Origin of the sequence: Myroides odoratimimus (genome assembly GCF_004337635.1) — a bacterium.
Classification (GTDB): domain Bacteria; phylum Bacteroidota; class Bacteroidia; order Flavobacteriales; family Flavobacteriaceae; genus Flavobacterium; species Flavobacterium odoratimimum.
The window spans coordinates 3,551,348-3,568,683 of sequence record NZ_CP037427.1; the positions used below are offsets into that span (position 1 = coordinate 3,551,348).

Annotated in this window: 18 protein-coding genes; 3 read left to right on the forward strand and 15 right to left on the reverse strand. The window is 35.1% G+C overall.

From position 1 onward, the window contains the following. Positions 1-80 precede the first annotated feature (80 nt). The 4 genes from ureC to E0Z07_RS16135 all read right to left on the reverse strand — a co-directional run bounded on the left by ureC (position 81) and on the right by E0Z07_RS16135 (position 3,007). Complete coding sequence (gene ureC, locus E0Z07_RS16120) at positions 81-1,802, reverse strand: urease subunit alpha (RefSeq protein WP_131540984.1); 1,722 nt, start codon at positions 1,800-1,802, stop codon at positions 81-83. Continuing rightward, positions 1,799-2,173 (reverse strand): urease subunit beta, encoded by a 375-nt coding sequence (gene ureB, locus E0Z07_RS16125; RefSeq protein ID WP_006261509.1) that lies wholly within the window; start codon positions 2,171-2,173, stop codon positions 1,799-1,801. The genes ureC and ureB overlap by 4 nt, the downstream gene beginning before the upstream one ends. Before the next feature lie 16 nt (positions 2,174-2,189). Next, on the reverse strand, positions 2,190-2,492 hold the full coding sequence (ureA, locus tag E0Z07_RS16130) for an urease subunit gamma (RefSeq protein ID WP_006258220.1): 303 nt from the start codon (positions 2,490-2,492) through the stop codon (positions 2,190-2,192). A gap of 128 nt (positions 2,493-2,620) precedes the next feature. Then, entirely contained in the window at positions 2,621-3,007 is a 387-nt protein-coding gene (locus tag E0Z07_RS16135; RefSeq protein WP_006258221.1) for a hypothetical protein, read from the reverse strand. A gap of 158 nt (positions 3,008-3,165) precedes the next feature. Between E0Z07_RS16135 and E0Z07_RS16140 the strand changes: the two genes are divergently transcribed. Beyond that, on the forward strand, positions 3,166-3,636 hold the full coding sequence (locus tag E0Z07_RS16140) for an OsmC family protein (protein WP_232279330.1): 471 nt from the start codon (positions 3,166-3,168) through the stop codon (positions 3,634-3,636). A gap of 169 nt (positions 3,637-3,805) precedes the next feature. Here E0Z07_RS16140 and E0Z07_RS18420 read toward each other — a convergent pair whose 3' ends face one another. The 10 genes from E0Z07_RS18420 to E0Z07_RS16190 all read right to left on the reverse strand — a co-directional run bounded on the left by E0Z07_RS18420 (position 3,806) and on the right by E0Z07_RS16190 (position 15,209). Beyond that, complete coding sequence (locus E0Z07_RS18420; RefSeq protein ID WP_317128055.1) at positions 3,806-5,524, reverse strand: Fic family protein; 1,719 nt, start codon at positions 5,522-5,524, stop codon at positions 3,806-3,808. 146 nt (positions 5,525-5,670) lie between these two features. Next, positions 5,671-7,230, reverse strand: coding sequence for a DUF1186 domain-containing protein (locus E0Z07_RS16150; RefSeq protein WP_233445993.1), 1,560 nt, complete (start codon positions 7,228-7,230; stop codon positions 5,671-5,673). Positions 7,231-7,377: 147 nt separating this feature from the next. Further along, positions 7,378-9,804, reverse strand: coding sequence for a TonB-dependent receptor (locus E0Z07_RS16155; protein WP_131540986.1), 2,427 nt, complete (start codon positions 9,802-9,804; stop codon positions 7,378-7,380). Positions 9,805-10,048: 244 nt separating this feature from the next. Further along, entirely contained in the window at positions 10,049-10,546 is a 498-nt protein-coding gene (locus E0Z07_RS16160) for a GNAT family N-acetyltransferase (RefSeq protein WP_131540987.1), read from the reverse strand. Positions 10,547-10,554: 8 nt separating this feature from the next. Continuing rightward, positions 10,555-11,322, reverse strand: coding sequence for an ABC transporter ATP-binding protein (locus tag E0Z07_RS16165; RefSeq protein WP_039329999.1), 768 nt, complete (start codon positions 11,320-11,322; stop codon positions 10,555-10,557). Continuing rightward, positions 11,319-12,317: a FecCD family ABC transporter permease gene (locus tag E0Z07_RS16170; protein WP_131540988.1), complete on the reverse strand. Its 999-nt coding sequence runs from the start codon at positions 12,315-12,317 to the stop codon at positions 11,319-11,321. The genes E0Z07_RS16165 and E0Z07_RS16170 overlap by 4 nt, the downstream gene beginning before the upstream one ends. A 7-nt stretch (positions 12,318-12,324) precedes the next feature. Further along, positions 12,325-13,332, reverse strand: coding sequence for an ABC transporter substrate-binding protein (locus tag E0Z07_RS16175; protein WP_006261519.1), 1,008 nt, complete (start codon positions 13,330-13,332; stop codon positions 12,325-12,327). A gap of 354 nt (positions 13,333-13,686) precedes the next feature. Further along, positions 13,687-14,136: an urease accessory protein UreE gene (locus E0Z07_RS16180; protein ID WP_131540989.1), complete on the reverse strand. Its 450-nt coding sequence runs from the start codon at positions 14,134-14,136 to the stop codon at positions 13,687-13,689. Positions 14,137-14,143: 7 nt separating this feature from the next. Then, positions 14,144-14,851, reverse strand: a complete 708-nt coding sequence (gene hypB, locus E0Z07_RS16185; RefSeq protein ID WP_006258231.1) for a hydrogenase nickel incorporation protein HypB — start codon at positions 14,849-14,851, stop codon at positions 14,144-14,146. Positions 14,852-14,861: 10 nt separating this feature from the next. After that, positions 14,862-15,209 (reverse strand): hydrogenase maturation nickel metallochaperone HypA/HybF, encoded by a 348-nt coding sequence (locus E0Z07_RS16190; protein ID WP_131540990.1) that lies wholly within the window; start codon positions 15,207-15,209, stop codon positions 14,862-14,864. Positions 15,210-15,751: 542 nt separating this feature from the next. On the opposite strand from E0Z07_RS16190, the gene E0Z07_RS16195 reads away from it, so the two are divergent. After that, complete coding sequence (locus E0Z07_RS16195; protein ID WP_006258233.1) at positions 15,752-16,345, forward strand: zeta toxin family protein; 594 nt, start codon at positions 15,752-15,754, stop codon at positions 16,343-16,345. Continuing rightward, entirely contained in the window at positions 16,323-16,469 is a 147-nt protein-coding gene (locus E0Z07_RS18100; protein ID WP_006258234.1) for a hypothetical protein, read from the forward strand. Before E0Z07_RS16195 ends, E0Z07_RS18100 begins: the two co-directional genes overlap by 23 nt. A 189-nt stretch (positions 16,470-16,658) precedes the next feature. Here the strand turns inward: E0Z07_RS18100 and E0Z07_RS16200 are convergent, their stop codons facing one another. Further along, positions 16,659-17,333 (reverse strand): hypothetical protein, encoded by a 675-nt coding sequence (locus E0Z07_RS16200; RefSeq protein WP_006261524.1) that lies wholly within the window; start codon positions 17,331-17,333, stop codon positions 16,659-16,661. Positions 17,334-17,336 lie beyond the last annotated feature (3 nt).

Below are 17,336 nucleotides of genomic sequence, written 5' to 3' on the forward strand. Positions count from 1 at the left end.
TACTTAAAAATGAGAATACAGGGCTAAAAAGCCCTTGTATTCTCTTGTTGTTGGTTTATTTGTTTGTTGTTTCTATAGTTTTAAAACAAGAAATATCGCTGTCCTAGTGCTACCTCATCTATTGGTTTACAAGTGATTTTCTTACCATCTATACTTACCTCATAGTTCTCTGGATTCACAATAATCTCTGGTGTAGCATGATTGTGAATCATATCTGCTTTAGAGATATTACGACAGTTAGTCACTGGAAGTAACGTTCTAGCTACCCCATATTCTTCTTGAATACCTTTTTCTAGAGATATCTTAGAGACGAAGTTAAAACAAGTGTTAGTTACTGCTTTTCCTAGTCCCCCATACATCGTTCTCAAGATAATAGGTTGAGGCGTTGGAATAGACGCATTCGCATCCCCCATCTTAGACGCAGCTATCATTCCTCCTTTGATAATCATCTCTGGTTTCGCACCAAATAATGCTGGTTTCCATATTACTAAATCAGCTATCTTACCTGGCTCTATAGAACCGATATAGTTAGATACCCCATGAGCAATAGCAGGGTTGATTGTATACTTCGCTACATATCTTTTTGCACGGAAGTTATCATTACCTGTTCCCTCATCCTCTGCTAGGCTACCGATTTGTTTCTTCATCTTATCTGCTGTCTGCCATGTTCTAGTGACTACTTCACCTACACGTCCCATAGCTTGAGAATCAGAACTCATAATACTAAATACTCCTTGATCTTGCAAGATATCTTCAGCCGCAATAGTCTCAGGACGAATACGCGAATCTGCAAAAGCCACATCTTCTGGAATATCTTTACTCAAGTGGTGACACACCATCAGCATATCTAAGTGCTCATCGATTGTATTCTTTGTAAATGGTCTCGTTGGGTTAGTTGACGCTGGCAATACATTAGGATACATAGCCGATTTAATAATATCAGGTGCGTGTCCTCCTCCAGCTCCTTCTGTGTGAAATGTATGGATTACACGTCCATTAATTGCTTGCATTGTGTCTTCTAAGAATCCTCCTTCATTTAACGTATCTGTATGTATCGCTACCTGCACATCATATTGATCTGCTACAGATAACGCTCTATCGATAGTAGCTGGAGTAGCTCCCCAATCCTCGTGTATCTTTACTCCTAAAGCACCTGCTTCGATCTGTTCAATAATAGGCTGTTCTGTCCCTACATTTCCCTTTCCGAAGAAACCGAAATTCATAGGTAAGTGATCCACAGCTTGCATCATACGTCTAATACTCCATTTACCAGGAGTCACAGTTGTTGCATTTGTTCCATCTGCTGGTCCAGTACCTCCTCCTATCATGGTAGTCACTCCACTATAAAGGGCTGTCTCTATCTGTGTAGGACTGATATAATGAATATGAGTGTCTATACCTCCTGCTGTAACGATATACCCTGCTCCTCCATGTACTTCTGTAGAAGCCCCGATAATCATATTAGGACTCACATCATCCATCGTATCAGGGTTACCTGCTCTACCTACACCTACTATCTTACCATCTTTAATACCGATATCTCCTTTCACGATACCCCAGTGATCAATAATAATTGCTCCTGTAATTACCATATCTAGCACCCCTTCATGACTAAGATGATTAGAAGATTGCATCATTCCATCACGTACAGTTTTTCCTCCACCGAACTTACTCTCATCCCCATAACTTGCAAAGTCTTTCTCTACCTCAATGATGATTTCTGTATCTCCTAGACGCACTCTATCTCCTACTGTAGGACCAAAGATTGCACTGTAGTTTGCTCTACCAACTTTTAAACTCATAATGATTTGTTTTTAAAGTACTGTTTCTCTACTTTTTTCATCGCTATAGCTTTAGCTTCTTCAGAGATAGTCTCTCCATTAGCTAAATCGTTATGTCCATATATCTTTCGTGCACCTGCATAAGGTACTAAGTCTACCTCTTTTTCTTCTCCTGGCTCAAAACGAACAGCTGTACTGGCAATAATATTTAATCGTTTACCAAATGCCGCAGCACGGTCGAACTCCATCATTTTATTTACTTCAAAAAAATGATAGTGAGACCCCACTTGGATAGGTCTATCTCCTTTATTAACCACTGTAATGGTAGTAATCTCTCTACCTTCATTACAGATAATATCTTCCTCTTTAATAAAATATTCTCCTGGAACCATTTGTTGACGTATTAAATTATCTAATAGGGTTGTGTACTGTCACTAGCTTTGTTCCATCAGGGAAAGTAGCTTCTATCTGTACATCGTGAATCATCTCGGCAATTCCATCCATTACATCTTCACGTGTTAATAGTGTAGCTCCATACTGCATTAACTCTGCTACTGTTTTTCCATCTCGTGCCGCTTCTAGAAGCTCACTACTGATATAGGCTATAGATTCAGGATAATTTAGTTTTACCCCTCTAGCCTTGCGTTTTTTGGCTAATTCACCAGCCAAGTGCAAAAGCAACTTTTCCGTTTCTCTCGGTAATAAATGCATATATATTTTTAATTAAAATTGAAAAAATAGAATAACACTCCAACATAGATTTAACTACATTGGCTACATATTGATTGATTAACTAAGTAGCAAAGATTTGACCACAATTACCCTGTAGCCATTATTTTTTAAACTATCCCATGAGGAATCTTAAGTGTCTGGTATAATAAGTACTTTGCTCTATGCTGTTGCAGATAAGCTGATACATTGTCCTCACTTAAAACGGGTGTAGTAAAACGCTCATTAAAAACGTATGTATGCAGAAAGTGTAGTACATCACCTAAATCTATTTTATCACTAGAAAAGTCATTAGTATCTAACGAGTTTAAATACTCCACTTCTACTTCTATTTGACAAAAAACTTTAGATGCTTCTTTCTTGCTAACTTGATCAGATAACAAAACCTTACCTGATACGGCATAATTCTTCCCTGTCTCTACACGTTGGCTTGCAAATACAAATCCAAAATGAAAGAGAAAAAAACACAAAACGATAATTCGAGATAATGCTTTCATAACAGCGTTAAATACCTTGTTCTTAATTATGCCACAAAGATAAAATCTATATACTTGTTCTAATAGCACAAATCTTGACTATACTACCATAAAATAGGCAATTGAGAATACAAATCGTTAAACTTGTCCTTATCTTTATGGACATAAAACACACAACAATGAAAACACATAACTATCAAGCTACCATAGAGTGGACAGGGAACAAAGGAACTGGAACTGATAACTACAAGAACTATGAAAGAGATCATACTATTACAATTGATTATAAACCTGCTATATTAGGTTCATCTGACCCTGCTTTTAGAGGAGATAAGACCAGACACAACCCTGAAGATATGCTTATTTCTTCTCTATCTTCTTGCCATATGTTGTGGTACTTACACTTCTGCTCTGTAAATAATATTATTGTAGTAGCATATACAGATCATGTGACTGGTGTAATGATAGAAGAAGTAGATGGCAAAGGTAAATTCACTGAAGTAACACTCCATCCTACGGTAGTTGTAGCTAATAAAGATATGGTCGAAAAAGCAAAAGAACTACATCATAAAGCCAATGAATATTGCTTCATCGCTAACTCTATAAACTTCCCTATCAAACACAATCCTACTATCCTTGTACAACAATAGACATCTAAGAAGTTGTCGACGGCATTGTTTTTATCCAAAATAATAATACTGAAACCCTAAAGAAGTAATCATTCTTGCTAAATACACCACAATACTAATACATATTTCTAAAAAAAATCAAACATCCTATAATCACTACTAAAGAATAAAATCAACTCATAGCATTCTACTACGGTTTCTTTTTAAGTAAACTCTTTGCTGTTGCTTTCCCTTTTTCAGTTAAATAGTACCTCTGGTTACGGCTCGTAGGTTTATCAGGTATTGTCAAAGCAATATATTCTCTTTCAAGTGCTGCTTGCAAGTAATTTCTTCTAAAATTATCTCTATTTAGTAGCCCTAATTTCTCTTGTAATTCTTCTCTACTGTGTATATCAATAAAAGCTTTTAAAAGCTCTATAACTTGTGGACTATCTTGCATGGTATCATGAATGCTATCTTGCACGTTGTCTTGCATGGTGTCTTGCACGTTATCTTGCACGTTATCATGGATGATGTCTTGCACGGTATCTTGCATGGTGTCTTGCACGTTATCATGCATGGTGTCTTGCATGCTATCTTGCACGTTGTCATGGATGTTATCTTGCACGTTGTCATGGATGTTATCATGGATGCTATCATGGATGCTATCATGGATGATGTCTTGCACGGTATCTTGCATGGTGTCTTGCACGTTATCATGCATGGTGTCTTGCATGTTATCTTGCATATTGTCTTGCATGCTATCTTGCACGTTGTCATGGATGTTATCTTGCACGTTGTCATGGATGTTATCTTGCACGTTGTCTTGCACGTTATCACGTTCAACAAGTACAATTGGTTCTACTGAAGGAAGGGTAATCTTCAAGAAGTTTTCTGAAAACTGAAAGCAATCTGTACCATAGGCCTGCAATATTCTAGGGACACCGGACCCTAACTGTTCTACTAGGTCCAGGTCTTTAAGTATTCGCATAATCTCTTTATTTCGCGGTACAGAGAAACCATAAAAAAACTCTTCTTTTGACAGTCCATCAGGCAATCCTCCATAGGAAGTAATCTCTAATCGGTCATCGAATATCTCAAACTTAGGAGCGATCTCTCGAGTATAATCATTATGTACAAAGGCATTTAAAACAGCTTCTCTCAAAGCGATTACATTCCATAAACGCCTTTCTTTCCTTTCTTTTGCTGTGATTTTAGCTAGAGTCCGATTCTCTACATTTAATTTATCTAATACTTGGTGAGTTGCTTTTATCAGTGATTCATAACCAAACTCATTACTCTCTTCTAACTCTACCCTATCTAGCCCTATATAACGAGCTACTTTAACAGAGACACTATTACTGTCACTCATTAGATAAGCGACATAATTATATTCTTCTTTCTCGGTTAAAAGCTCTAGATTAGTTGCGAACTGTTCATTTAATGTCTTATTGATAAACTGAGAATAGATATGTAGTTGCTGGAACTGTAATTGTTGTTTAGGAGATCTAATCTTACTAATAGAGTTCCTAGTTCGTTTACTATACAAATCTTCTATTAGTTTAGTGGTCATGGGTTCTAAGGAGCTTCCTATTCTAATAAATGTTCCTTTCTCTGACATTCCATATTTCTTGATATAATAAGGTTTCTCAGATCCACCTGCTATAATAATTTTTATAACATTCTTGCCCTCTGTATTTTCAACAACTAGATCAAATAGTCCTAAACACGAAGGAAGTATATTAGTCTTTAACCTATCTTTAATAACTAGTTGATCCTGATCAAGATTCTTTACTCCTATAGGAGTATCTTTATTATTAATACCTATATAGAGTACACCCTCTTCATTGCTATTTAAAAAAGCCACAACTTCTTTTTCTAAATCTGAAGTTAGCTGTTGTTTAAATTCTAGATGCTTATTTTCGAACATAGCTTTAGCATTATTAACTACAACTAAAATACTGATTACAAAACCAATAAAATAAATCAATTCAAAGAAACTTAATCTTTTTTAGCAAATAAAAAACCTCAATAGAATGCATCTATTGAGGTTTTTGTTACTTTATTTTCTCTTGACTAAGCATTAGTATTCTTTAATAAACAACACTTCTTATATTTCTTACCACTTCCACAAGGACAAGGATCATTTCTATTAACCTTTTGCGAATTGATAATTTGATGATTAGTGAACTGATTTAAAATAAAATCATTATACATCTCATTACTAAAACTATCCATATCATCATCAAGATCTTCATTACCTTCTAACATCATATTGATTTGTCCAATAGTCTTTATTTCTAATTGTAATACTTCATCTAAATCTCCTGTAAGAAACATCATAATCTCTTCTAGATCTCCACAAGCCATGTAATCAACATACTCCAATTCAAATAACTTCTCAATCTCTGGCAATAATTCTTTTGCCTGAATATCAACAACATCTCCTATTAAAAGACCTATAAAATCAGGGTCTATTTCTTCTTCTTTACCCTTGATATAATAATTCATGACATCTTTCAAACACTTTATAACCTCTCTACGTCTTTTAGGTTGAAACAAAGCTAACTGTGAAATAGCAGATGTAACTGATGTTTTAGAATAAGTATATATAAGTGGTTTTTTGACGTAATCTAATAATACCTCTATTTGGTTTTGTCCTAATTCGTAGATAATCATCCATAGATATTCAGGTAACAGATCAGCAAAATACATGTATAAGTATTCTTCACTCTGTGCTAATACATGCAATAATTTAGGTAAACTCTCTGTTGCTTTTAATTCTCTTAATAATAATAAACTATTAAAAACAAAATTATAATTAGAACTATCAAATTCCTCTTTACTAAAATATGTATAACGAGCAATACTATCCTCTAACACAGTCTCTAAGTCATTTATCAAAGTTACACGTGGTAAAGCTAACAACATCTGAATATCTTCTTCACTAAGTATTTCTTTTTTGTAAAGAAGTTCAATCTCTTTATGGTTAAACTTAGGTGCTAACTTCTTTCTTGTCTTAGGCTGCTTAATAGTTGTTCTCATATAATCTTCTGTCTCCATAGTACTCTTACTAAGAACCTCTGTAGCAAGAATAAAATTCTCAAAAGCATCTATTAATACTGATTCTGGATTTATCTCTTTAAGTATATCGAGTCTTATTCTGGCTTGCTCAAAATCACCTTTATAGACATAATACTGAACAGCTATATTAGACATTGCTTCTACTTCACTTACATGAAATACTGTTCGCTCAGGATACAATACCTTAAGGTCTAAAGAACTACCCAAAAGTTTTATAACCGTATCAAAGTCTCGATTATCAATACACATTGCTGCTTTATTAACCTTAGCAAATAAATATTCTGGGTGCTTTTTTATTATGCTGTCATTCACCTCAATAGCTTTCTTGGTATTACCTTTTGTGTTATACCAAATCGATAAATAATTTTTAAACTGAGGAATACTAGGGTATGTAGCAATTGTTTTCTCTAATAACTTATCTCCATTTTTACTTCCCTGTATTGCCACTTCATGCATCTCTCCCATTAATTTTGCAACCTTAGGAGTTATTTTCTCATCTACTAGTTGATCATAAGTAATAGTATAACCTATTTGTTTTAGTTTTGCCATCATTAGAGCTATTAAAATACTTATGCTAAAATAATGCAAAAAAACCTTAACAGAATAAACTCTATTAAGGTTTTCTTTTTATCTAAAATAAATTATATTAAATGTTATCACAGATTGCTGTCACAAATTTAAAATCTGTGATAGAAATATCTAAAAATTGTATCCTAATGACACCATCACATTACGAGGTGCGCCTGCGAATACTCTGGTATAATCAAATCCTCCAAGGAAGTAATATTTATCAAATATATTATTCACATTGACAGCTAGTTTAAATTTATCTAAGTGATAATACACTGCCGCATTAGCCGTCATATAAGCTGGTAGATATCCCCACTGAGCATTCCCCTGAGTATCTTTACCTACACTTTCACTTAACCTTCTCTGATCGACATAATAAGCTCCTGCTCCGAATCCCAACCCTTTAAGTGCTGTATCTGAAAAAACATACTTTAACCAAATACTAGCTGAATTCTTAGGAGCTCCAGGTAACAATTGTCCTTCTTCTGAAGCGATAGCAGACTCTTTTACCTCTGTGTCATTATAAGTATAGTTGGCCATAATTTGAAACTCTTTTGTAAGCTGTCCTCTCATATCTAACTCTACCCCTTGAGAGATTACTCTACCTGACTGTCTATACACTGGTAATCCTGCTTCTGTCAACTGTCCTGTACCGATAAGCATGTCTCTTCTTTCGATTCTAAATAAAGAGAAATCCATTTGCAGCTGATTATCAAAGAAACCTGTTTTTAACCCTGTCTCTACCTGGAAACTCTTCTCTGACTTAAACGCACTATCCGCTCCGTAATCTTTATAATTTGCTACAAAGTTAGCAGCCACTGGCACATACCCCTGAGAATAACTAGCGAAATAATTAATCTTATCATTGATAAGGTAAGTTAACCCAACTCTAGGTAGCCAAGCATTTTGAGTCGCTGTAAAAGGAACCTTAGTATCTGTACTCTCTGACTTATAACTCTCATGTCTCAATCCCAATACCATTTTTAATCTTTCTCCTACAGAGATCTGATCTTGGATATAAACTCCTGTGCTCTTGTAAGGGCTCATAAAAGGATATTGTGTGTTTGATCTCCATACATAATTAGTAATATCAGCACCTTGATATACAGGATTATTCATGTCAAAAGTCAAAGCGACTACCTCTCCATTTTCTTTCTTACTACGCGCCTCGCGTTGGTAGCTATTTTTATCACCCTTATACTGAGCATAATCTACTCCTACTACGATATGGTGGTCAATATTCTTACCATATTTATCCCATTTTAAATAAGATACGAAGTTATCCGTATACTCCTTACCATGACGATCAAAGAAGCGCAGATTCACCACTGTATTCTCTGGTGGATTAGCATACGTATTTAGTGTTCTGTGCTCATTTAAATCTTCTTCATAGATAGACTTCATATAATTCACATGTAGATTTACATTATCTGTAATACGTTGTGTTAAGCGTCCACTAAGTGTCGTAGTCTTTGTCTTAAAATAATCTGATGGTTGGCTCAAGGTAAATGTACGTGGCAAAGCGTATAAATCTCCTCCCTTAGTACTCATACCTCTATCTAAATAACCATTGAATTGATCGAATACTAAATCTACATCAAACGTTGTTCCCTCCACTGGTTTAAACGTGAAGGAAGGTGCTACTGCGAAGTTCTTGCGGTTATTAATATCTCTAAAGGTTTTAGAACTTTCGTACCCTGCATTTAAACGATATAATATCTTCTTATCTTTATCAATAGGTCCTCCTACATCAATAGTAGTTCTTAAAGTCTCAAAGCTCCCTGCTGAGAAATTAATTAATCCTTTATGATTTTCTAATGGTTTTTTAGTCACCATATTAATTGTTCCCCCAGGAGCAATATCTCCAAATAAAGAAGCCCCTGGTCCTTTTAGCACTTCGATACTCTCAAAGTTAATCGTCATCGGCGAACGATAGTAACTCTCTCCAAAACCATAGGCAGAACGCATTCCATTTATGAGACGAATACCATTGTCATAACCACTTTTAAATCCACGGATAACAAACTCATCATAGACTGACGCCTGTGTAACACCTGCCAAATCAGGAATCACATCTGCTACTTGGAACACTTGTTTGTCCTCCATTAACTCACTTGATACAATCGAAATAGACTGAGGCAAATCCTTTATTCTCCCATTGTACTTTCCTCCTAATACTGTAGAGTTGGTTAAATAAGAATTATTTCTTCTTGCCGTTACTAGAATCTCTTGTAATTGACTCACATCTTCTTCAAGCTTAACAACAAAACCTTCTTTATAGCTCTCCTCTGTAAGTTCTACTGACTTTTGCTTATATCCTAAAGCATTAATCTGTAATAACAGAGGAAACTGCACTTGATCTACTGTCATAAACTCCCCTCGCTCATCACTCTCTTCTACATGATCAGTACCGATCGTAACAGTAGCATAAGCTATGGGATTATTCTTCTCTCCTAATATTCTACCCGATATCTTCTGAGAAGTTTGGGCATTAGAGAGATAAGGAAGTAATAAAGACAATGCTATTATTCCTGATTTACGTAAATATGTTTTCATTAGTAAATGTGTTTCTTAATTTATATTCGATATAGGTATTCTCAAGTTTGTTACTACTTCGGAATGACTCCGTAGTAAGTCCGTTATGAGTCCGTAGTGAGTCCGTTATGAGTCCGTAGTGAGTCCGTTATTTTGCTTAAATTAACGGACTCATCATGAACTTACATTATAAACACTCAATTCTTATTCAGAACAGAGGTATTGTAAACTGGTAGTAATAACTTACAATCCTGGCTATTTATCCCTAAACCGTTCTATCCATATGCAGTGTCTCAAACTCACCATACATCGTCGTTTTAATGAGTTGAAAACCTTGTTTTTGCCAATATTCAAAAGCGCCTGTTAAGAAAGGATGCGTATGTAAATACAACATATCTATCTCTTTCTCCTTCGATACTTCTAACAAAGTATTAAACAACGTGGTTGCCAATCCTATTCTTCGATAAGCAGGTTCTACAAAAAGACGAGCGACCTCTACTGTACGACTATCTCTATAATCTAAATAGTCAAACCGATAATCATAAGGCATCATTCCTATCACGCCCATGATATTATCATCACAATCTCTTGCCTGTAGAAAACATCCATCTGGATGTAAGAGATAAGTCTGTTCAAAGTGTAAAAGGTCTCGGGGGACTATAGTACTATCTAGCATAGGAAAAAGACCTTTTCTAAATGCTTTGACATATTCTTTTATATCTTGAGCTTGGTGTAACTCTACTTTACTGATCTGAATATTCATAATACCAACTATATTAAAGGCATAAACATAGGTTTGCCTTGATTATCTATACGGTGTAATGGCAACTGATAAGTCTCTTCTAACAATCGGTGTAACTCTTCCCCTTGTACCTCTTGAATATCTATCAACTGTTTATTTTGCATCAGATAAAATCGCTCTCCATACATAAACGCAAGATTGGGGTCATGCATTACACAGAGTACAGTAGTACCTTCTTCTGCTAATTGTTTAATACACTTTAGTACAGCTACCTGATAATGTAAATCTAAATGATTAGTAGGCTCATCAAGCATCAACACCTCTGGCTTTTGCACTAATACTCTACACAATAAGACTAACTGACGCTCTCCACCCGAAAGTGAGGTATAAGGCTTATCTATCAGATGAGATAATTGAAAGCGAGATAATATATCGACTACCTCTTGAAAATCTTGTTCTGCAGGAGCAAACTTCGCAAAAGAAGCCCTCCCTGTTAGAATAACTTCTTTCACCGTAAAAGGAAAAGTAGTCTGATGAAACTGATTTAAGAATCCTATACGCATATATTGTTCTTTTCCAAGTTTAATCATTCTGCGTTCTTGTCCATCAAAGCACACCTGTCCGTGATACTTCTTTTCTAAACCTGCTAGGATATTAAACATCGTAGACTTACCACTTCCATTTCGCCCTAGTATAATAGAGAGTTTACCTCGCTCAAAAGACGCATTCACCCTGTCTAAGACCACTTCTTTAGCGTAAGAGAACACTAAGTCTTGTATTTCTATCAACTGTCTCATGCGCTCCAACTGGTTAAACTCTTCTTCATCAAATAAATAAATATAGGTGCTCCTATAATCATGGTAAACACGCCTACTGGAATCTCAAAAGGCATTACAGCACGAGAGAAATCATCTATCAACAATAGAAAAGAACCTCCTATACTGATATTAGCCCAAACACCAATATTGTTATTAGGTCCGAATACCATTCTACTCATGTGAGGCACGATCAGTCCGAATAGACTAATCACTCCAACTGCAGCTACCGAAGAAGCAGTAATCATCGTCGCTACACAGATAAGAACAAGCTTCAAATACTTCGGGTTCACCCCTACGGCTAAAGCTTCATTATCTCCTAACGACAAAAGGTTAAATTTCCAACGCAGTAATACAATTATAAATAAACCCAAAAGTATAGGTGCAAATGCAGTGTATACTTTAGACCAAGAAGCAGTGTGTAAGTTTCCCATTGTCCACTGCACTATAGCTTGTAGTTTATAAGGGTCACTCATATATTGTAACAAGGTTAGCAAAGCTGTAAATACTCCTGATACGATAATCCCAGACAAGACCATACTTACTATAGAAGTATGACTCCCTACATAAGATACTGTATAAGTCAATGCTACAGCACATATCCCAAAGGCAAAGGCAGATAGATTAATCGATATAAAAGGAAATAGCATAGCTAAAGCGGCACCAAAGGCAGCTCCTGAAGAGATACCTAAAGTAAATGGATCTACTATAGGATTGCGAAAGATAGCTTGTAGCACTCCTCCTGATACAGCAAGAGAGGCTCCTACTAAAAAGGTTAAGATAATACGGGGCAAACGCACTTTCCACAAGATAGTCTCTATCGGGTCTGTAGAAAGTTCTGAACTACTAAACCACTTCACAGTATGGCTAAATAGCTCTGCTGGAGATAAAGTCCCTGTAGTTCCCAACATAAGAGACCCTATTAATAACCAAATAGGAATAATCCACAATAACCCAACTTTAATGCTATATCTCATATATAGTTTATTTCTGACCTTTTGTATTGTATAATATATTCATCGCTTCATCTATCTCTGCTCTTAGCGCATCTTCTGTGTACTCAGGGTAACTCCATTGACGAACTTGTTTGGCAAATAATAAAAACTTCACTGTGTGAGGATCGTATAAGAATGAAGGTTTCATGACCTTTACTTGTTTATTTACTACTGCAGGTAGATTAGCTAATTCGCTTAACCCATATACATCGCGCTCATTAGAGTTCCACAGAAGGATGATATCAGGATTCCATTTGTACAGCATCTCCGCTCCTACATTAGGAGCTTGCATCTCTAAAGGACATGCATTAATAGCTCCAGATAGTGTAATCGCCATATCCATCAAAGTACCTTTACCCGAAGTAGAAAGTACTCGTCCTTTAGACCAAGCATAATATACTTTCTTTGGGCTTTCTACTTTAGAAGCTTCCATTTCTGCTACTTCTTTTTCTATATAATCTGTGATTTTAGTAGCGCGATCAGCTTTCCCCAGTAGTGTTCCTATTCCCTTTAGTTCACTGATAATGCCTTTTTGATCTTCACTCGCAATGGTAAATACTGCGATACCTAGGTCTTCTAGTTGCGCTACAGCTTCTGCATCTTGATCAAAAGTGATGACTAAGTCTGGCTGAAGTCCTATAATCGCTTCTACATTAGAAGACCCTCCACCGAAAGTAGGTGTGGCAATCTCTTTCTTAGCCATGCGACTATCTAAAGTAGATAGAAAAGAGAAAGTATCTTCATTCAAATAAATTTGTTGAGGAATACCCACTAACTTCTCTTGTGCATCTAACATAAATACATCGTCTACTAGAGCCTCGTATAAAGCTACTACTCTAGTAGCAGGCTTAGATAAACGAACCTCTTTACCTCTACTGTCTATTGCTACAAGTTCTGTTGAGGTTGGTTCTGTAGATTGTGTTGATTCTGTACTTTGTTTGCACGATTGTAATAATACAAGTGAAAACAATACAGTTAATAAATATCTTAATTTCATAATTCTTAGAATTTACTCGTCACAGATTGCAAATCTGCGACAACTGAGTTGCGGTTTACAGTTAACAGTCTACAGTTAACAGTTTACAGTTAACGGTTTACAGTTAACGGTTTACAGTTAACGGTTAACGGTTAACGGTTTACAGTTAACGGTTAACGGTTTACAGTTAACGGTTTACAGTTAACGGTTTACAGTTTACAGTTTACAGTTTACAGTTTACAGTTTACAGTTTACGGTTTACAGTACTATCAGGCTTCTGTTTCCTGTTTTCAGTTTTCAGTTTTCAGTTTCCTGTTTTCAGTTTTCAGTTCCCTGTTTTCAGTTCCCTATTTACTGTTTTCAGTTTTCAGTTCCCTATTTACTGTATTTCTTTTTAAGCAAATGTTGTGTGAACAACTGTCTCTTCTCTAGCACAATATTATTTGCAAACTTGTTTGCCAATTGTTCATATAGATTACCGTCATAAGGCACTAAGAAGGTGTTATCTCCTTCTATAAACACAGGTAGATGCCTATTGCCTATATAAAAAGAGAAATCAGCTACCTCTTGTCCTTTATCCGATTTAAACTGTATTGTTAAAGTGGGTTTAATAACAAGTTGAGCGATTAATTCTCCTTGACAATACAATGCATCAGCGTGTTGCCAGTCCCTATTCTCCTTCAGTAGATGTAGTTCAACCCCGTTAGTAGTCAATCGATGAAATAGATGCTTTTGTGTTTCGAACCATTCGATTTCAAACACATCTATTCCCTCAACAATTCGTTCGCGAGGTTGAATATCATCTATATAAATTGTTTGTTGCATAAGTGAGTTACTCTGCTGCGTTTGCTTTTTTAGCTTTTACACGTTCTTTTAACCATTCGCACCACTCGTCTATTCCCTCTCCATTCGTTGTACTAATCGTCAATACTTCGATATTTGGGTTAACCTCTCTAGCATCTTTCGTTACATTCTCTACTGTAAAAGGAACATAAGGAAGTAAGTCGGCTTTAGACACTAACATTAATTCACTAGTCAAAAACATACGAGGGTATTTCTTCGGCTTGTCATCTCCTTCTGTAGTTGCTAATAAAGTAACTCTATAGTCTTCTCCTAAATCAAAAGCAGATGGACATAATAAGTTCCCTACGTTCTCTATGAATAATAAATCCGTTCCTTCTAGGTCAATATGATCTAAAGCTTGAAGAATCATCTGTGCTTCAATATGACACATTCCTCCTGTTACGATCTGAAGTGCATTTAACCCTACTTCTTTCATACGAACAGCATCTCTATCAGTCTCTGGATCACCTACTAATACTGATATGTTTAAGTCTTTTCCTAGACGTTTACCTGTTTCTTGCATTAAAGTTGTCTTACCAGAACCAGGAGAAGAACAAACATTAATAACACAAACATTCTTTAAGCGTTCTCTAATAGCATTAGCTACAAAGTCATTTGCTTTTAACAAGTGTAATGTGGTATTATCACATTGTAATGAACCTACGCGATTTCCTAAACTTTTTGGATTCGATGCCATAAATAATGATTTATAATGATTGTTTAAATATTACTTTTGAAATATATAATTCGTTGCCTTGTACAATATCAGCTGACGGAGTACCACATGGGCAAACAAATCGGTGATACTCTACCTTAAATTCTTTATCACAACTGTGACAATGCGCTATGATATCATTGACCACCACCTCTAACTCCATGTCTCTATAGACCTCATTATCGATGATAAAGGCATCAAAGGCGTTCTGTATCAGCACAGGCTGTACATTAGATAACAACCCTGCTGTGACCTGTATTTTCTGAATATCTTCTACTTTAGCCTCATAGTGCTCTTCTAGTGTAGAAAAGATATCTTTCACGATTGACAATTCATGCATCGCTTTACATTTTAATTCTATATATACTCTACTATAACAGATAAAAAGGTATCTACAATTTTTAGACCCTTTTTTGTTTAACTGTGAAACTTGAAGTAATTCTTTACAGTTAAACTGTTTTTTGATTAGTGTGGATTCTCGCTGATTAGGTCAGTACTATTCTTTTCGGTTTGAATAGACACTAATTTCACTTTTCTTTACAAAATACTTTAAAGTGGTATTTCTAAGAATTGCTGTTGTTAATAAATCAAAACCAATCACATACTAGCCACGCCCCCTTTATTAACGGTACAAATGTAAAAACACTTCTCCATCAAGAATAGCACAAATCTTGACTATACTACCATAAAATAGGCATTCACATTTCTTTAAGAGTAGTGGATATAGGGAAATGAAGGAACGAGGAAGACACATAAAAACCTCACAAAGTTGACTGTGAAATACTTTCTTTACAAACACAATTGAATAAGACAAAGTATTTTAGTGTAAATATTCTTTTGTTTTAAATAATTGGTAAATGTATCTTTATGAAAACTAAGAGAATGAGGGAAAAGAACCTATATATAATAGCAGGTTGTAATGGAGCAGGAAAAACAACTGCTTCTTTTACCATTTTACCAAAGATTTTAGACTGTAAAGAGTTTGTAAATGCTGATGAAATAGCTAAAGGCTTATCTCCATTTCAGCCAGAAAAAGTAGCGTTTGAAGCAGGAAGAATTATGCTTAATAGAATTAACGAGCTCTTTAAGGATAACGAAGATTTTTCATTTGAGACAACTCTAGCAACCAAAAGCTATAAACAGAAGATTTTATATGCAAAAGAAAACGGATATAATGTAACGCTATTATTTTTTTGGCTTAAGGATTTTCAATTAGCGAAAGAAAGGGTAAAAGAAAGGGTTAAGGAAGGTGGACATAATATCCCAGTAGATGTGATTGAACGTCGTTACATAAATGGAATTATAAATCTTTTTGATATTTATTTAGATATAGTGGATGAATGTCTTATATTTGATAATTCAGAAGGGAATCATTTGCTAATCGCAGAAAAACATATTGGAGAATTGATATCTATTCACAATCCTGATAAGTTTAATGCATTAAAACAATATTATGACAGCAGAAGAAAGAGCTAAAAGAAAAGAAAAGATCATAAAAGGATTAGAGCTTGCCTATGAGAATATGATCGCTTTTAAGAAAGAAAAAAAGAGTAAAATAGTTGTAATACGAGATGGGAAAATCGTCAAGTTAAACCCTTAGTATTTGATTGAATATAATAGATGAAGGCTATCTGATTACTCGGATAGCCTTTTTAGTTTACAGTAATCGTTTTACGTAAATCTATATTCAGGACAAATGCAATAAAAAACCTTACCTATAATCTAAAAAGAAAACAAAAAAGCCGAATATTTAACGATACCTGTCTTTTTACATATTGTACTAAGTTACCTATCCAAACTTAGCATTTAAGAACTCTTCCCTTTCTAAACCTAAACAATCTGCAAAATACTTAGCAATCATTTCTCTAAGCTCCTTTTCATTCATTGTATTAGAATCTCTTCTACTCTTAAAATAGTTTTTCTCAACCATTAGTTTGACCAACTCACCTACTGTATCTACTTTAAAATCCTTTCTATAATCCTCCGCTACTTTATAAGCAAAGAGCCAAATAACTCCTCCTACCATTGCATATAATGTTGTAAAAAATAACAATACAAACAACACTAAAAAGGTAACCACAAGTACAGTAACAACGTTATCCTTCATTTTTAAGATATGTAACTTAAATCCTAAATCTTCTCCTACCCTTTTGATATTCTCAATACGATTCTGTTTAGGAAATAATTCTTCTAATCGAGTACTCGGCTTTATATCAGACTCATTTGTATACTTATGAAGAATTGTTCTCAGTTTATAAAAAGCTTGTTGAGAAGTACAGTCTTCTTTTTTCTCTTGCTTAAAATAGCTAACTATTAAATCTAACATCTCAGCCACATTCCTTACTTCCGCAAGTTTCTGAGGATCTAAAGGCAAGTCATATTCATTCACAAAGTTTTCAATGGCATAGTCTAAATCCTCATATTGGTATCCTTTAAACACAAAAGGTTCTTTTACTCCCTCCATAAC

Excerpts from the sequence above, each read along its gene's own strand:
- E0Z07_RS16155 (WP_131540986.1), bottom strand. The coding sequence starts at position 9,804 with ATGAAAACATATTTACGTAAATCAGGAATAATAGCATTGTCTTTATTA.
- E0Z07_RS16200 (WP_006261524.1), bottom strand. The coding sequence starts at position 17,333 with ATGGAGGGAGTAAAAGAACCTTTTGTGTTTAAAGGATACCAATATGAG.
- E0Z07_RS16160 (WP_131540987.1), bottom strand. The coding sequence starts at position 10,546 with ATGAATATTCAGATCAGTAAAGTAGAGTTACACCAAGCTCAAGATATA.
- E0Z07_RS16165 (WP_039329999.1), bottom strand. The coding sequence starts at position 11,322 with ATGAGACAGTTGATAGAAATACAAGACTTAGTGTTCTCTTACGCTAAA.
- E0Z07_RS18100 (WP_006258234.1), top strand. The coding sequence starts at position 16,323 with ATGACAGCAGAAGAAAGAGCTAAAAGAAAAGAAAAGATCATAAAAGGA.
- E0Z07_RS16170 (WP_131540988.1), bottom strand. The coding sequence starts at position 12,317 with ATGAGATATAGCATTAAAGTTGGGTTATTGTGGATTATTCCTATTTGG.
- ureB (WP_006261509.1), bottom strand. The coding sequence starts at position 2,173 with ATGGTTCCAGGAGAATATTTTATTAAAGAGGAAGATATTATCTGTAAT.
- E0Z07_RS16190 (WP_131540990.1), bottom strand. The coding sequence starts at position 15,209 with ATGCATGAATTGTCAATCGTGAAAGATATCTTTTCTACACTAGAAGAG.
- E0Z07_RS16140 (WP_232279330.1), top strand. The coding sequence starts at position 3,166 with ATGAAAACACATAACTATCAAGCTACCATAGAGTGGACAGGGAACAAA.
- E0Z07_RS16180 (WP_131540989.1), bottom strand. The coding sequence starts at position 14,136 with ATGCAACAAACAATTTATATAGATGATATTCAACCTCGCGAACGAATT.
- ureC (WP_131540984.1), bottom strand. The coding sequence starts at position 1,802 with ATGAGTTTAAAAGTTGGTAGAGCAAACTACAGTGCAATCTTTGGTCCT.
- hypB (WP_006258231.1), bottom strand. The coding sequence starts at position 14,851 with ATGGCATCGAATCCAAAAAGTTTAGGAAATCGCGTAGGTTCATTACAA.
- E0Z07_RS16150 (WP_233445993.1), bottom strand. The coding sequence starts at position 7,230 with ATGATGGCAAAACTAAAACAAATAGGTTATACTATTACTTATGATCAA.
- E0Z07_RS16195 (WP_006258233.1), top strand. The coding sequence starts at position 15,752 with ATGAGGGAAAAGAACCTATATATAATAGCAGGTTGTAATGGAGCAGGA.
- ureA (WP_006258220.1), bottom strand. The coding sequence starts at position 2,492 with ATGCATTTATTACCGAGAGAAACGGAAAAGTTGCTTTTGCACTTGGCT.
- E0Z07_RS16135 (WP_006258221.1), bottom strand. The coding sequence starts at position 3,007 with ATGAAAGCATTATCTCGAATTATCGTTTTGTGTTTTTTTCTCTTTCAT.
- E0Z07_RS16175 (WP_006261519.1), bottom strand. The coding sequence starts at position 13,332 with ATGAAATTAAGATATTTATTAACTGTATTGTTTTCACTTGTATTATTA.
- E0Z07_RS18420 (WP_317128055.1), bottom strand. The coding sequence starts at position 5,524 with ATGTTCGAAAATAAGCATCTAGAATTTAAACAACAGCTAACTTCAGAT.